General features: G+C 66.7%; 15 protein-coding genes. 5 read left to right on the top strand and 10 right to left on the bottom strand.

Annotation, left to right across the window (positions count from 1 at the left end):
* Positions 1-2: 2 nt before the first annotated feature.
* Positions 3-974 (bottom strand): hypothetical protein, encoded by a 972-nt coding sequence (locus KZ498_RS04490; RefSeq protein ID WP_312617153.1) that lies wholly within the window; start codon positions 972-974, stop codon positions 3-5.
* 150 nt (positions 975-1,124) lie between these two features.
* Positions 1,125-2,423 carry an amidohydrolase gene (locus KZ498_RS04485; RefSeq protein ID WP_312617362.1) on the bottom strand — a complete coding sequence of 433 codons (1,299 nt, stop codon included), beginning with the start codon at positions 2,421-2,423 and terminating at the stop codon, positions 1,125-1,127.
* 201 nt (positions 2,424-2,624) lie between these two features.
* Here KZ498_RS04485 and KZ498_RS04480 point away from each other — a divergent pair, with 201 nt between their 5' ends.
* Both KZ498_RS04480 and hisG read left to right on the top strand, forming a co-directional pair.
* Positions 2,625-3,767: an MFS transporter gene (locus KZ498_RS04480; RefSeq protein ID WP_312617360.1), complete on the top strand. Its 1,143-nt coding sequence runs from the start codon at positions 2,625-2,627 to the stop codon at positions 3,765-3,767.
* 64 nt (positions 3,768-3,831) lie between these two features.
* Positions 3,832-4,680, top strand: coding sequence for an ATP phosphoribosyltransferase (hisG, locus tag KZ498_RS04475; RefSeq protein ID WP_312617152.1), 849 nt, complete (start codon positions 3,832-3,834; stop codon positions 4,678-4,680).
* A 326-nt stretch (positions 4,681-5,006) separates the two neighbouring features.
* Here the strand turns inward: hisG and KZ498_RS04470 are convergent, their stop codons facing one another.
* From KZ498_RS04470 to KZ498_RS04460, 3 genes are all read right to left on the bottom strand, one after another.
* Positions 5,007-6,632, bottom strand: coding sequence for a gamma-glutamyltransferase family protein (locus KZ498_RS04470; protein WP_312617151.1), 1,626 nt, complete (start codon positions 6,630-6,632; stop codon positions 5,007-5,009).
* Positions 6,633-6,756: 124 nt separating this feature from the next.
* Entirely contained in the window at positions 6,757-7,005 is a 249-nt protein-coding gene (locus KZ498_RS04465; RefSeq protein WP_312617149.1) for a HalOD1 output domain-containing protein, read from the bottom strand.
* 104 nt (positions 7,006-7,109) lie between these two features.
* A complete protein-coding gene (locus tag KZ498_RS04460) occupies positions 7,110-7,499 on the bottom strand; it encodes a hypothetical protein (protein ID WP_312617148.1) in 390 nt (129 codons plus the stop codon).
* Between the two features lie 87 nt (positions 7,500-7,586).
* Here KZ498_RS04460 and KZ498_RS04455 point away from each other — a divergent pair, with 87 nt between their 5' ends.
* From KZ498_RS04455 to KZ498_RS04445, 3 genes are all read left to right on the top strand, one after another.
* Positions 7,587-8,618, top strand: a complete 1,032-nt coding sequence (locus tag KZ498_RS04455) for a TIGR01177 family methyltransferase (RefSeq protein ID WP_312617146.1) — start codon at positions 7,587-7,589, stop codon at positions 8,616-8,618.
* A gap of 89 nt (positions 8,619-8,707) precedes the next feature.
* Positions 8,708-8,863, top strand: coding sequence for a rubrerythrin-like domain-containing protein (locus KZ498_RS04450; RefSeq protein ID WP_004516011.1), 156 nt, complete (start codon positions 8,708-8,710; stop codon positions 8,861-8,863).
* Between the two features lie 377 nt (positions 8,864-9,240).
* Positions 9,241-10,680 (top strand): sulfatase, encoded by a 1,440-nt coding sequence (locus KZ498_RS04445; protein ID WP_312617142.1) that lies wholly within the window; start codon positions 9,241-9,243, stop codon positions 10,678-10,680.
* Positions 10,681-10,819: 139 nt separating this feature from the next.
* Here KZ498_RS04445 and KZ498_RS04440 read toward each other — a convergent pair whose 3' ends face one another.
* Genes KZ498_RS04440 through KZ498_RS04420 form a run of 5 tightly spaced genes read right to left on the bottom strand, consistent with a single transcriptional unit; the run spans position 10,820 to position 13,746 of the window.
* Complete coding sequence (locus KZ498_RS04440) at positions 10,820-11,359, bottom strand: GTP-dependent dephospho-CoA kinase family protein (protein ID WP_312617140.1); 540 nt, start codon at positions 11,357-11,359, stop codon at positions 10,820-10,822.
* 1 nt (position 11,360) lies between these two features.
* Positions 11,361-11,558 carry a transcription elongation factor subunit Spt4 gene (gene spt4, locus KZ498_RS04435; protein WP_004590167.1) on the bottom strand — a complete coding sequence of 66 codons (198 nt, stop codon included), beginning with the start codon at positions 11,556-11,558 and terminating at the stop codon, positions 11,361-11,363.
* The gene (locus KZ498_RS04430; protein ID WP_004516007.1) at positions 11,558-12,136 is read right to left on the bottom strand and encodes a DNA-directed RNA polymerase; all 579 of its coding nucleotides are present in this window, start codon (positions 12,134-12,136) and stop codon (positions 11,558-11,560) included. The genes spt4 and KZ498_RS04430 overlap by 1 nt, the downstream gene beginning before the upstream one ends.
* Positions 12,137-12,139: 3 nt before the next feature.
* Positions 12,140-12,517, bottom strand: a complete 378-nt coding sequence (locus KZ498_RS04425; protein ID WP_312617130.1) for a twitching motility protein PilT — start codon at positions 12,515-12,517, stop codon at positions 12,140-12,142.
* Positions 12,517-13,746 (bottom strand): translation initiation factor IF-2 subunit gamma, encoded by a 1,230-nt coding sequence (locus KZ498_RS04420; RefSeq protein ID WP_312617129.1) that lies wholly within the window; start codon positions 13,744-13,746, stop codon positions 12,517-12,519. The genes KZ498_RS04425 and KZ498_RS04420 overlap by 1 nt, the downstream gene beginning before the upstream one ends.
* Positions 13,747-13,780 lie beyond the last annotated feature (34 nt).

The following is a 13,780-nucleotide window of genomic DNA, read 5'->3' as shown; positions in this document are numbered from 1 at the left end:
GTTCAGTTACCGCGTTCGTCCGGCGGGCCGGCGTCGTCCGGTCGGCCGCGGTCGCCGTCGTCGTCATCGTCGTCGCTGTCGTCCTCTTCGTCTTCCGATTCCTCGTCTTCGCTGTCATCCTCGTCCTCAGTCTCGTTCTCGTCGTCCTCGTCTTCACTCTCGACCTCGTCGTCACCGCGGTCCTCGGGCGGTCCGGCGTTCTCGGGTGGCCCAGCGTCCTCCGGGGGACCACGGCGATCGTCCTCGTCCGTTTCGTTGTCGTCTTCGGTCTCGGTCTCGTCTTCGTCGTCACCGCGGTCCGCTGGCGGCCCGGCGTCTTCCGGGGGACCGCGGCGGTCGTCCTCTCTCTCGTTCTCGTCGTCCCCGAAGATATCGGCCGGCGGCCCCTGTCGTTCGCTGGGGTGAGTCTCGTTGTCGTCGGACTCGGTTGCACCGGTGACGTGTGCGGGCGGGCCGGCGTGGGCCGGCGCGTTGCCGGGGTTGTTGGCCGTCACGAAGCTGGCGACGGCCGGGCCGATACCGCCGGTCCGGTTCTCGTCGCCCAGCAAGTCACTGACGTAGGCTGACACCCGGAGGCCGAAGGTGTCGAACTCGGTCGCGTTGGCGGACGCGACGGTCAGATCGGCCGTCGTCGTCGCGGTGTGATTGTCGGCCGTCGCCGTCACGTCGACCGTGACGTTCTGCTCGGGCGCCGGCAGTCCGACCGTCCCGTCGCCGTCGGTCGTGTAGTTGCCGGTGCCGGCGTAGGAGACGTTGTCAGCCGACGCCACGGCGACCGAGGCGTTGCCGACGCCCGTCCCGTTCTGTGTGACCGATACCGTCGCGGTGCCGTCGTCGGCCTGGGAGACGCCGACGGCGAGTGTGTTCCCTGCGGCGGTGTTGCCGGCCGAGTCTGCCGCGGCCGCCAGTCCCGGACCGGCGGCCAGCAGGGCCAGTCCCACAGCGGCGTACAGTGCGAAGAGTTTGGTGCGCATCGTACCAGATACGTTCGCCGAACGAGCGATAAACACCCCCTCCCGTTCAACTCGTTCACGCCGTTCGAGGGCCCGACGAGACCGGCCGAGAACCGTCGATACCGTTTATTTTCTGTTCTCGTCGTTTAGTTACCACTTGGACACGATTGGCTAGGACTCGGCGCGCTCCACCAGTGCCTCGGCGCGTTCGGCGGCCCGCTCTCGCACTGCCGCCTCGTCGAAGACCTCGACCGTGCGGTCGCGCATGAGCACCTCGCCGTCACAGACCGTGTGGCACACGTCGCTCCCGCAGACGGCGTAGGCCAGGTGCGAGACGAGGTCGTGGGCCGGCGTCAGGTGTGGGGCGTCGAGGTCGATGACGGCCAGGTCGGCGTTCGCGCCGGCTTCGATGCGGCCGCTGTCGAAGCCGAGCAGTTCCGCGCCGTTTTCCGTGGCCATCTCCACGACGGTCCCGGCGTCGACCGCGCTGGCGTCGTCAGCCGCCAGTTTTCCAAGCATCGCCGCGTCGCGCATCTCGTCGAACATGTCGAGGTCGTTGTTCGAGGCCGCGCCGTCGGTTCCGATGCCCACGGTGACGCCGGCGTCGAGCAGGTCCTGAACAGGGGCCATCCCGCTGGCGAGTTTCATGTTCGAGGCCGGGCAGTGGGCGACGCCGGTGTCGGTCTCGGCCAGCAGGTCGATTTCGCTGTCGTCGACGTGGACACCGTGGGCCACGTAGGTATCGCCGTCCAGCAGGCCGACGTCGGCCGCGTAGGCCAGCGGGCGCAGTCCGTGTTCCTCGACGATAGGCGTCACCTCGTCGCGGGTCTCGTTGGCGTGCAGGTGGATCGAGAGGCCGTCCTCGAGGGCCTGCGGGACGAACTCACGGAGGTACTCCTCGCCGACAGTCGTCAACGAGTGCGGTTGGAACGTCGTCCGGACCCGGCCGTCGGCCGCGCCGTCGAGAGCCTGGGCCACGTCGAGGCTCTCCTGGAGGTCCGCCCGCGCGCCCTCGTCGTCCTTGCCGACGGTGACCGCGGTAAAGCCCAGTACAGCCCGCATCCCGGCCTGGTCGACGGCCTCGGCGATCTCCTCGACCTCGAAGTACATGTCCGAGAGTTGGGTCGTCCCCGACCGGATCATCTCGACCAGCCCGAGTTCCGCGCCGGCGCGGATGTCCTCGGCGGTCAGTTCCGCCTCGACGGGCCAGACGTCCTCCTGCAGCCAGGCGTCGAGGGGCTTGTCGTCCGCGAGGCCCCGCAGCAGCGTCATGGCGACGTGGGTGTGGGCGTTGACCAGCCCGGGGATGACGAGCCCGTCGGTGGCGTCGAGTTCGTCGTCGCCGCCCAGCGCGCCCGGCTCGTCGACCGCCACGATGTCGCCGCTGTCCCGCGATACCAGTACGTCCGCCCGCTCGACGGACAGGTCCGGACGGAGGACCTGCCCGCCGGTGACGAGGAGTTCGCTCATGACCGTGGCTTCGCTACCGCGGGTCTTAGTTCGCCGGGTCCACGGCGCCGCTGTGTGGCGTGTTGGCATATTTTCAGGCGGTCCGGTGCCTGTTCCGCAGAGGTCTTTCCGCTCCGGTGCGTCGGGAACGCCAAGAGAATGGCGACAGCCGAGCGCATCCGCCGTCGGGTCACCGCCTTGCGACACGAGAGCCCGGCCCGGATGCTGCTCGCCGTCGCCGCCGGCTGGTTCCTCGTCCTCGGAATGCGCTTTGCCGTCCCTGCGATTCTACCGACGATACGCGAGGAGTTCGTCATCTCGAACGCCCAGGCCGGACTCGCAGTCACGGTGCTCTGGCTCACGTACGCGGCGATGCAGTTCCCCGCCGGCGTCCTCATCGACCGGGTCGGGGAGCGGACGCTGCTGGTGGCCGCGGCGCTGCTGTCGGGGGTCGGGCTGCTTGGGTACTTCCTCGCGCCGGTGTTCTCGCTGTTCCTGGTCGCCACGGGCGCGTTCGGGTTCGGAACGGGACTGTACGGTCCGACCCGCGGGACCGCCCTCTCGCGGACGTTCGACGCCCGCGAGGGGACCGCCTTCGGCGTCGTAATGGCCGCCGGCTCCCTCGGGGCGGCCGCCCTGCCCGCGGTTGCCGCGTTCGTCACGATCCGCTACGGCTGGCGGCTGGCGCTCGCCAGCGTCGCCCCGCTGTTCCTGCTCGTCGCCGGCGTCCTCTGGCTGTCGGTGTCGGACCGCCCGACCGTCGAGACCGAACGGAGCCTCCGGCGGGACCTCCGAACCGTCGTCGCCGGCTTCCGCGACCGACGGCTCGTGCTGTCTGTCTCCGGTGAGACGCTTATGTTGTTCGTCTTCCAGGCCGTGACCGCGTTTCTCACGACGTATCTGGTCACGGTCCGGGACCTCTCGCAGGGGACCGCCGGCGCGCTCCTCTCGGTGCTGTTCGTCGGCGGTGCACTCTCCCAGACGGTCACCGGGCGACTCGCCGACCGGTACGGGACCCCGCTCGTCCTGACCGCCGTCGCACTCGTCAGCACCGTCCCGCTCGCGCTCGTACCGGCCGTCGAGGGTGTGGTCCCGCTAGCGGTCGTCGCCGGCGTTATCGGGATTCGGATGAGCGCCGGGCCGCTCGCCAACGCCTACATCGTCGACACGCTTCCGGACACCGCCGAAGGCACCGGCTGGGGCCTGCTCCGGACCGCCTTCTTTGCGGTCAGTTCGCTCGGTTCGACGGCTGTGGGCCTGCTCGCCGACCGCGGCCTGTTCGCCCTCGCGTTCTACGGGCTGGCCGGGCTGACACTCCTGGCCGCGGGCGTCTTCGTCACCCTGCCGCGCCGGGACCGACTGTGACAGCGCCCCACGGCACCTCGGCGTGAGGGGAAAGACAGTTGCCCCGCGGCCTGCCAGTAGGCGTATGCGAATCGCCGTCCCCAACAAGGGCCGCCTGCACGAACCAAGCGAGGAACTGCTCGAACGGGCCGGCCTCCACCTGGTCGACGGGGCCGACCGCCAGCTGCACGCCGACACCGTCGACCCGGACGTGACCGTCCTGTACGCCCGCGCCGCCGACATCCCCGAGTACGTCGCGGACGGCGCTGCCGACGTGGGCATCACCGGCCTCGACCAGGTCCGGGAATCGGATGCCGACGAACTTGTCGAACTCCGCGACCTCGAGTTCGGCCGCTGTCGCCTCGTCCTCGCTGCGCCGGAGGACAGCGACATCGAGACCGTCTACGACTTCGAGGGGGGCCGCATCGCCACGGAGTTCCCGACGATCACCCGCCGCTACTTCGACCGGGTCGACGTGGACGTGGACGTGACCGAGGTATCCGGCGCGACGGAGCTGACCCCCCACGTCGACATCGCCGACGGCATCGTCGACATCACCTCGACCGGGACCACGCTCCGGATGAACCGCCTCGCCGTCGTCGACGAGGTACTCGAAAGCTCCGTCCGCCTGTTCGCCCGCGAGGACACCGCCGACGACGAGAAGGTCCAGCAGGTCGACACCGCGCTGGGCTCTGTCCTCGCCGCCGAAGACAAACGCTATCTGATGATGAACGCCCCCGAGGACGTTCTCGACGACGTGAAAGACGTGCTTCCAGGGATGGGCGGCCCCACCGTGATGGACATCGCCGGCTCCGACCGGCTCGCCGTTCACGCCGTCGTCGAGGAACGCGCCGTCTTCGAAACCATCAGTTCGCTCAAAGACGTGGGCGCGAGCGATATCCTCGTGACAGAAATCGAACGCCTGGTCGAATAGTACCGTTTTACTCCGGCGGACATCCTCGGCCGCGAAGCGGCCCGGGACTGCCGTCTGCTGTCCGCATCGCCACGTCAGCCCCGCTGCCAGAGCCGCTTTCCGCCCACTGGGTCCCCGACCGCTCCGCCACCACTATCAGGTGACCGCTCCGTTGTCACAGTCGCCGTGACCGCCCTGTTGCCACGACTGCCGTGATCTCCCTGTTCCCACAGGCCGCCGACCGATGCCGCCACCCGCCACAGTCGCTCGTACTGTTGGCCGTAACTTCGTGAAGATATTCGCCACCCGGGGTGGCGAAATTCTTGAAAGGCTTAGGTCCGACAGTATCAGTACACCGCAACAGTCCCGTCTTTCCGCGGTTCCGTCGCCCCTGATAGCACGCCGTCGTTCCAGCGGGCGATTTGCGCCCCACCAAACTGGAGCGGGACGTCGACGGCCACGTCGTGCCCACGACGGACCAGTTTCGACGTGCGGTCCTCGCCGAACCGGGCTTCGACGGCGAGGGTGCCGTTTTCCCGGTAGCGCCACCGCGGCTCGTCCAGCGCGGCCTGCAGGGGGAGGTCCCGGTCCAGCAGGTTCGAGAGCACCTGGACGTGGCCCTGTGGCTGCATGTACCCGCCCATGACACCGAAGGCCGCCCAGTCGTCCGGGCCGAAGTTCGCCAGGCCCGGAATCAGCGTGTGGAACGGGCGTTTGCCCGGTTCGAGGCGGTTCGGATGTGAGTCGTCCAGTGAGAACGACGCGCCGCGGTTTTGCAGTGTGAGGCCGGTGTCGCCGGCCACGAGGCCGCTTCCGAAGCCCTGGAACAGCGAATTGATGAACGAGACGAGGTTGCCCGCTTCGTCGGCGACCGTCAGCAGGACCGTGTCGGCGTCCTCCGCCGGCGAATCCAGCATCCCGATATCCGGGTCGTCGATGGCCGTCGGGCCGATCTCTGTAGCCCGCTCGGCCGCCCAGTCAGGCGAGGCCAGCGGGGGCACCGACTCGTACTCGGGGTCGGTGATGTAGTGGTGGCCGTCGGTGAACGCGAGTTTCATCGCCTCCGCCAGGAGGTGGGTCCGTTCGACGGGACCGTCCGCCGAAGCGATGCCGGCCGCCTCGGCGACGTTCAGCGCCTCCAGGGCGATGAGTCCCTGATTGTTCGGCGGGAGTTCGTACACCTCGGTCCCCCGGTACGTCGTCGACACCGGCTCCGGGAACTCCACCTCGAACCCGGCCAGGTCCGACTGCCGGAGCAGGCCGCCGGCGGCCCGGACGGTCGCAGCTATCTCGTCGGCGATAGCGCCCTCGTAGAACGGGTCGGCCCCCTCGGTCGCCAGCGTGGACAGCGTCGACCCGAGTTCGGGGAGGCTGACGACCTCGCCGACCCCGGGGGCGGTTCCGTCCTCGAGGAGGTACTGCTCGCGGGCCGCGTCGTTGCGCAGTTCCGGCGCACACAGGTCCCACGCCGACGCGATAACCTCTGTGACGGGGAAGCCCCCGGTGGCGTAGCGGACGGCATCGGCCAGCACCGCCTCGAGCGACAACCGGCCGAACTGCCCGACGGTGGCTTCCCAGCCCCGCGGTGCGCCGGGAACGGTCACCGCCAGCGGGCCCCGCTCGGGCATCTCGGCCGCGTCCGGAGTACACCCCTTTCGACCGGCGACCCGTTCGCGTACGGTGTCGATAGTCGCATCGGCCGGGGCACCGCCACAGGCCCGCATCGCGCCGACGTCCCCGTCGGCTGTCCGGAATAGCGCGAAGGCGTCCCCGCCGAGGCCGGTACTCATCGGCTCGACGACGTTCAGTACCGCCGCCGTCGCGACGGCCGCGTCGAAGGCGTTGCCCCCCTCGCGGAGCACGTCGAGTCCCGCCTCCGCTGCGAGTGGCTGGCTCGTCGCGACGACGCCGCGACTCCCGTAGGCCGTCGACCGCCGCGAACTGAACCGGTCGAGATTCGGGTCGGAATCCATGGCAGCACAGGCGGCAGCGAGCGTGAAAACCGTTTGGCCCCGGTCGCGGCACGCGCCGACAGAACCTCGGTGCCCGCGCTGTCCGTGCCGACCGCTCCGGGGACTGCGCTGTATGTGCTTGTGTCTACGGTCGCTCGACCTGAACACACCTGCCCTCGCGAACCGTGACCAGGGAGTCGCTAAAGCGAAACGACACCTGACTGGTATCGTCGGCGTCAGGTCTGTTCTCATCGCTGAACAGGTCGTCCAGCGCCTCCGGATTGACAACGCCGTACAGTGACGGCAGCGCCTTCGGCGGACGGTCCTCAGCACTGCTCACGGCCCGCACGACAGCTTCACTCACGGATTCCGAGGGCCCGATGTCGCGCCTCATGATAGACGTATTATAATTCAGGATAGTTAATTGGTTATGATATTGACGGGTATTCCGAGCGTTGAGTATCCGAGTGAATCTGCAAGGCCTGCGGCAAACGCCGGTCACACCAGCCCGAAGATGTTGTTCAGCGCGAAGCCCAGAACGGCAGCGAAAGCCAGATGCAGCGCCACGAGCGGGGCCGTCGAGCGGGTCGAGAGCCGGTACGAGAGGCTGATGGCGATACCGTCGGCGACGAGGGTGAGCAACAGGACGACCGCAACGCCGAGGTCGGCCGAGACGACCCCGGACTCGACGCCCCAGCGCTGGAGAATCAGCGAGACGAGCGCCGGCGCGATGGCGGCTTTCGCGGCGAGCTGGCTCGGCACGTCGCCGATGAAAAACGTCGCGGCCAGGTGGAGCGTGACGGCGTAAAAGAGCCAGGTGACGAGAACGGTCACGAGGACCGCCAAAATACCACCGCCGGTCAGGCTGGAGAACCCGGACTGGAGCATACCCGAGGTTCGGCGGCCGCTCGCTTGTGCGTTTTGTTCGCAGACGCGACCGGCACGCTCATAGCCGCTCGCCCACACCGCTCGGGCGTGTACGTCCTCGAACTCGGCGGGCAGGACGACGCGTTCGCGCGGCGGGAGGCAGCAAGCGCCGCGAGCGCCGTCGACGTGCTCGCCCCCGGACTGGCGACGGCACGGGGCATCAGCGACCGCGTTCGTCACCTCGCGTTCACCCACCGGGCCTGTGCCCTGGTCGGGACCACCGACCCCGACATCGAAAGCGCCGCCGCCCTGCTGTCGGCCGCGACCATCGACCGCGAGGGGAGCGTCGCCGTGCGTGCGGTCGACGTGCGGGCGAGCACCGGCATCGACACGCAGCAAGCCGAACGGACGCTGGGCGGGGTGCTCACTGACCGCGGCTTCGCCGTCGACCTCGACGACCCGGACCACGTCCTGTATGCCTATCTCTCGGACCCCGCCGGCGACGAGGAGGGTGGGACCGGCGACGCCTGCTGTGCCCTTGGCTGGCTCGCCGCCGAGAGCGTGCGGGACTTCGGCGGGCGCCAGCCGACGGACCGCCCGTTCTTCCAGCCGGGAAGTATGGACCCGCTCGAAGCCCGCGCGCTGGTCAACATCGCCGGGGCCGGCCCGGACACCACGATACTGGACCCGATGTGCGGGACCGGCGGTCTCCTGCTGGAAGCTGGACTGGTCGGGGCCGACGTGGTCGGCGGCGACGCGCAGGCGAAGATGGTCTCGGGAACGCGCGAGAACCTGGCCTACGCACTCGACGGCGATGGACATCCCGACCGAGGGTCGTACCCGGAACCGGGCGGCTGGGGACTGGTCCGCGCCGATGCCTCCGCACTACCGGTGGCCGACGGCGCCGTCGACGCCGTCGTCTTCGATGCCCCCTACGGCCGCCAGTCCCGTATCGAGGGCGAGCTGGCTCCACTGGTCGCCGGTGCGCTCGGCGAAGCTGACCGCGTCGCAGGGCAGTGTGTCCTCGTCGCCGACCGCGACTGGCGCGGGACCGCGACCGACGCGGGCTGGACCGTCACGGATTACTTCGAACGACGCGTCCACCGCTCGCTGATCAGACGGGTTCACGTTCTGGAGTGAACAAACGGTCATTTTCTTTGGACAAACGTTGCAATTTATCGTAGTATGAGCAAGGTTTATCTCATGTGGAATGCCAGTCAGTAACAAGTATGCCAACGTGGTCAGACCCAGCCCCATGCGACGACGACGAACAGCTCTTCGAATGTCCAGAGTGTGGCAAGCGCCTCTGTAGCGAGCTCTCTACAGTGAGCTGTGACCGCTGTGAGACGGAAATGCAGAACCTCAGCGTACCACGACCGGAGTGAGTCGGCTGACTGGCCCCTTCGCCAGTTTTGACCCCATCGCCACCCGACGGCCGGAGTCGATTCCACTCGGGAAACCCGGACCTGGAATCGGTACCAGTACCCAGCCTCGGCACTGACCGGACCTGCGCCTACTCCCGGAAAGTGTAGTCGTGTGTTCTGTTGACACGGCCTGTTAATGTAAGCACGGAAGTAGTAAGGTGGTGAATTTTTCGAATATCGGTGATTCACGCCCCGATACTCGATACATCATGGGGGGAGAGTAGTACCTATTAATGAATATAAAATAGTCAGTATCGTCCAATTATCCTACAGTCGAGTGTTAACCACGTCTATAACAATACTGGTCGTTTTCCAAAGGGTCGGTAGTACCAGCGATCATGCACTCGTCGAGCCCACCCAATGTCGTCTGGGTCACACTAGATAGCGTACGCGCAGATCACACGACGATGGGTGGATACGAACGGGACACCACTCCAGCACTGCAACGGATTGCTGCTGGAGCGCAGGGGAGATACTTCGACCAGTGCATCAGTCACGGCCGCTACACACGGGTGTCGAGTAGTTCGATGCTCACAGGAACGTACCCGTCCCGTCACCAGATCGGCTACGGGAACCACGCGATTCCGTCGTCGCTCACCACGGTAGCGGAGCGGTTTCAGGCCCAGTCGTACCAGACTGGACTTATCTCTGACAACCTGTTCGTAAGCAGTGCGCTGGGACTCGACAGAGGATTCGATAGAGCCACGTGTCTCATGCCGTCGTCGTTGTCAGAACTTCCACGGACAGTACTGCAGGACGTGGGCTGGAAGACGCTGCTCGAGTACCTGGTTGGACTGCGGAAACACTCGGCGGGGTTTACGCCTGACCTGACCAAGCACTCACGAACGTATCTCATCGATTCGGTCGCATCAGAGTGGTTGTCCTCGTATGAGAACCAGGAACCGTTCTTTCTGTATATTCACAACGACCAGACCCACAGGCCGTATCCCCCGCCGCTTCCGTATCGGGACGAGTTCATCGACGAAACAAACCTGTCGGTAGGCGAAGCGTCGGAGATAGCGTTTCGTGTTCACGAGAAACTGGTCGAGATCGTCGCCAACGGCTGCGATCTCACCGACGACGAGTGGGACGGACTGGTTGCGATGTACGATGCAGCACTCAGATACGTCGACGATTGGCTCGGCAACCTTTTCGAGTACATTCAGAACGGCCCCTTCGGAGAGACTATCATCGTCGTCACGTCCGACCACGGCGAGTTCTTCGGAGAACACGGATTGTTGGGGCACAAGTGGATACTCGACGAGACCCTCATCAACGTCCCGCTGGTCACACACGGACTCGATGTCGAGACCGAGGGAGTGGTACAGCACAGCGATATAATGGCGACACTTCTCGGAGTAGCCGGTGCAGACACCGACGGCATCCAGGGGGTCGACCTCCGCCACGAGAACAGAGACTACGCGATTGCACAGGACCACCAGACGTCCGCTGTGGAGACGCTCAGGTCACACAACCCCGATGCGAGTATCCCCCGTCTGTCGACGACGGAACGCAGTGTAATCCACGACGGGGAGTACAAGCTTCTGTTAGATGACCACAACCAGGAGCTGTATCAGTTGCCGGATGAGGCGACCGACGTGTCCGCTGCGCATCCGGAGACGCGTGACAGATTAGCGACCGAACTCAGGGAGTGGTTGGAGTCCGAAGGCGACTCCATCGACGGGTCGGCTCGCGGCGAGTTCTCCGACGAAATGCGGTCACACCTCGCTGACCTCGGGTACATGGAGAACGAACTGCCGGAAGACGAACACGCCTGACCGGACACCGGCGGAGAGTCCTGCAGCCACCAGTCGGAGACAGTCGCTGTGCAAAACGGGCGGTAAACGGTGACTGTGGCTGCCACGAGCGTCGCTGTCGAGCACTTCACACGAAAATTCTCGCGCGACGGGACAACACTTACTCCGACAGCATCTCGAACGCCCGCTCGGCGTCACCGTCCATCCGCTCCAGCAGGTCTCGGGCACGTTCGCGGGCCGCGTCGTCGCAGTCGACCAGCACCATCCCCTCGTCGGGCTGCCCGTACACGACGCTGGCACCGGCCGGTGCGGCCAGCACCGCGGGGAGCGCGGCGAGGTCCTCCTCGCCGTCGACGTCGAGGAGTGTGGTTTCGGTGCTGTCGATACCGTCACGGAGCGCGTCCAGCAGTGCAGCGGTGAGCGTCGCGGCCGGGTTCACCACGGAGCGCTTCCGGTCGAAGCCGCCGATAGCCGCCGACACGTCCCTGTCGACGGCCGAGCGCTTGGTCCGCTCGTCGACCAGCGCGACGTCGGGCGTCCGCCCCGCCTCGATGAGATGGTACGTGACCATGTCGCCGACGGCGATGATCGGGTCCCCCGCATCGGACAGTAGCGCCGTTGTATCGGTGTAGATGCGTCCGAGCGGCTCCTTCAGTTCGCCTCGCAGGCCACTCGGGAGTTCGAGAACGACGTCGGACACGTTAGCGGACTTTCAGCGCGTACTTGCCCGGCTCGGTCACTTCCATCTCTTTGGCGATGTCCGAGCGCTCCGGGTGCGCGATGACGACGTAGCCGGCCCAGTCCTCGGTCAGTGCGGTGCCGCCACAGGCCTCACACTGGCTCTCGATCTCCGCGCCCTGGACGCGGTGACAGTCGCGACAGACGAGTCGGTCCGCCATCAGCTATCACCGGCTTCCGCCGTGCCCTCGCGGCGCTCGCGCTCCTCCTGGAGCCAGCCGTGCTTGCCCAGGCCGACCTGTTTCGCCGTGAGGCCGATCTTGGAGTCGCGGGGGTTGCGCTCGTCGATGCTCTTGGTGACGATGCGGGCCCGGACGGCGTCGCCGACGGTGAGCGTCCGGTTGGACTCCCGGGAGGCGAGTTGCTGGTTCTCCTCGTCGTAGGCCAGATACTCGTCGGAGATCTGGGAGACGTGCAACAGCCCGTCGACCGGCCCGATGCCGATGAAGGCCCCGAAGTTGACGACTTCGACGACCTCCCCGTCGACCACTTCCTGCATCTGCGGGTCGAACGTGAGGGCGTCGAACTCGGCCTCGTAGTAGACGCCGGGCTTGTTCGGCAACACGGCACCGGTACCGATGTCGTGGACCTCGATGACGGAGACGACGCTGCCGACGTCCTCGTCCATTCGACCTTCGAGCTTCTCTTGCAGGAGCCGTTTGACCAGCCCCGGACTGACCTCCGCCAGAAAGCGTGGCGGGACTTCGACCGTATCGCGTAGGCGTACCCGTTTATACATGTGTTATGGTTGAGTGATACCCAGTTTGTTCCGGCCCCTTAAACTAATTACTGGAACGCCCGCGTCCAGCAGGCGTTGTTTGAGGGGGGTGTCGTTCGTGACCGCGTGTGTCGCATCGTCTGCCTGTGCCAGTTCGAGGACGGCGTCGTCCGCGTACTCGGCCGTCGTCTCCCGGACCGCACACCGGTCGAGCAGGTCCTGTCCGACCGAGGCGGCAGTCGCTTCCGCGCCGGCGCCGTCGGCCAGTTTCGCCAGTTCGTCGCGGACCGCAGCGGGCGCGACGTACTCCGTGGCGTCCGGCAGAACCCTGTCGAGTTCCTCGAACAGCCGGACGTTGCATTCGACCGGCATCATCAGCGCGTTCGTATCCAGCACGATCATCACCGCAGCGTGCCGACGCCGATGAGCCGCCACCGGGCGCCGACACGGCGGTTGATGGCGATCTTCGAGCCCGACGCCGCACAGACCGGGCGCTTGAGTGCGACTTCACACTCGTCGTCGCGCGCGCTCGTGACCGAGCCGACCGTGGTGGCGGTGCCGATAGTCAGCATGAGCGGTTCGCCGGTCGATATCTCGTCGACCTCGCCGCCGTCGTCGCCGACGATGCGTTCAAGCAGGTCCACGTCCATCGTGAACGTCTCGTGGACCGGCGGGAGGCTGCCGGGCGGGCCGGCGACCTGACCGGCGAGCGCGTCGCCTTTCGTGATTGCGGGGTCGAGACCGGTCCCGACGCCGAGAAGCCCCCCCGGCGTGACCGTGTCAACGAAGTCGCCGCCGGACTGGAGCGAACGGACCGTCGTCGTCACGGGCTGCCACTCCGTCTGGCCGCCCTCCTCGACCTCGCGGCCGGGGCGGAGCTCGATCTCGTCGTCGACCTCCAGCTGGCCGCCCACGAGCGAGCCGCCGAGCACGCCGCCCATCAGGTCCTCCCAGGTCGTGCCGGGCCGGTTGATGTCGAACGACCGCGCGACCATCATGCGGGCGTCCTCGTCCGGGTTCCGTTCCGGCGTCGGAATCTCGGACTGGATCGCCTCGATGAGGAGGTCGATGTTGGCTTCCTGGCCCGCGCTGATGGGGACAATCGGTGCCCCTTCCGCGACGGTCCCCTCGACGAACTCCTGGATCTGCTCGTAGTTCTGTATCGCCCGGTCCTCGTCGACGAGGTCGACCTTGTTCTGGGCGATGACGATGTTGTCGATGCCGATGATGTCGAGCGCCGAGAGGTGCTCCTCGGTCTGGGCCTGCGGGACGGGCTCGGTCGCCGAGATGACGAGAACGGCCCCGTCCATGATGGCCGCGCCGGACAGCATGGTGGCCATCAGCGTCTCGTGGCCGGGGGCGTCCACGAACGACACCGTCCGGAGGTGGTCGGTGTCGACGTCGTGGTCGTCGCAGTGCTCGTCGACGGTAAACGCCTCCGGCTCCTCGGCCTCCGGGCAGCGACGGAAGGTCGCGTCGGCGTAGCCGAGTCGGATAGAGATACCGCGTTTCATCTCCTCGGAGTGCTGGTCGGTCCATTCGCCGGACAGCGCCTGTACGAGCGTCGTCTTTCCGTGGTCGACGTGCCCGACGAGTCCGATGTTCACCTCCGGTTGTTTGTTCGATGTCATTTCGGGAGTAATCTTGGTGGAGTTTCGCCGCGTG

This window comes from Haloarcula sp. 1CSR25-25 (genome assembly GCF_032027985.1).
Lineage (GTDB): Archaea > Halobacteriota > Halobacteria > Halobacteriales > Haloarculaceae > Haloarcula.
This window is presented reverse-complemented; position numbering and strand designations above follow the sequence as displayed.

What these genes read in the sequence shown, in the direction of transcription:
- KZ498_RS04485 (WP_312617362.1), bottom strand. Translation starts at nt 2,423, where the DNA reads ATGAGCGAACTCCTCGTCACCGGCGGGCAGGTCCTCCGTCCGGACCTG.
- KZ498_RS04420 (WP_312617129.1), bottom strand. Translation starts at nt 13,746, where the DNA reads ATGACATCGAACAAACAACCGGAGGTGAACATCGGACTCGTCGGGCAC.
- KZ498_RS04480 (WP_312617360.1), top strand. Translation starts at nt 2,625, where the DNA reads ATGCTGCTCGCCGTCGCCGCCGGCTGGTTCCTCGTCCTCGGAATGCGC.
- KZ498_RS04450 (WP_004516011.1), top strand. Translation starts at nt 8,708, where the DNA reads ATGCCAACGTGGTCAGACCCAGCCCCATGCGACGACGACGAACAGCTC.
- KZ498_RS04445 (WP_312617142.1), top strand. Translation starts at nt 9,241, where the DNA reads ATGCACTCGTCGAGCCCACCCAATGTCGTCTGGGTCACACTAGATAGC.
- hisG (WP_312617152.1), top strand. Translation starts at nt 3,832, where the DNA reads ATGCGAATCGCCGTCCCCAACAAGGGCCGCCTGCACGAACCAAGCGAG.
- KZ498_RS04470 (WP_312617151.1), bottom strand. Translation starts at nt 6,632, where the DNA reads ATGGATTCCGACCCGAATCTCGACCGGTTCAGTTCGCGGCGGTCGACG.
- KZ498_RS04430 (WP_004516007.1), bottom strand. Translation starts at nt 12,136, where the DNA reads ATGTATAAACGGGTACGCCTACGCGATACGGTCGAAGTCCCGCCACGC.
- KZ498_RS04465 (WP_312617149.1), bottom strand. Translation starts at nt 7,005, where the DNA reads ATGAGGCGCGACATCGGGCCCTCGGAATCCGTGAGTGAAGCTGTCGTG.
- KZ498_RS04490 (WP_312617153.1), bottom strand. Translation starts at nt 974, where the DNA reads ATGCGCACCAAACTCTTCGCACTGTACGCCGCTGTGGGACTGGCCCTG.
- KZ498_RS04425 (WP_312617130.1), bottom strand. Translation starts at nt 12,517, where the DNA reads ATGATCGTGCTGGATACGAACGCGCTGATGATGCCGGTCGAATGCAAC.
- KZ498_RS04460 (WP_312617148.1), bottom strand. Translation starts at nt 7,499, where the DNA reads ATGCTCCAGTCCGGGTTCTCCAGCCTGACCGGCGGTGGTATTTTGGCG.
- spt4 (WP_004590167.1), bottom strand. Translation starts at nt 11,558, where the DNA reads ATGGCGGACCGACTCGTCTGTCGCGACTGTCACCGCGTCCAGGGCGCG.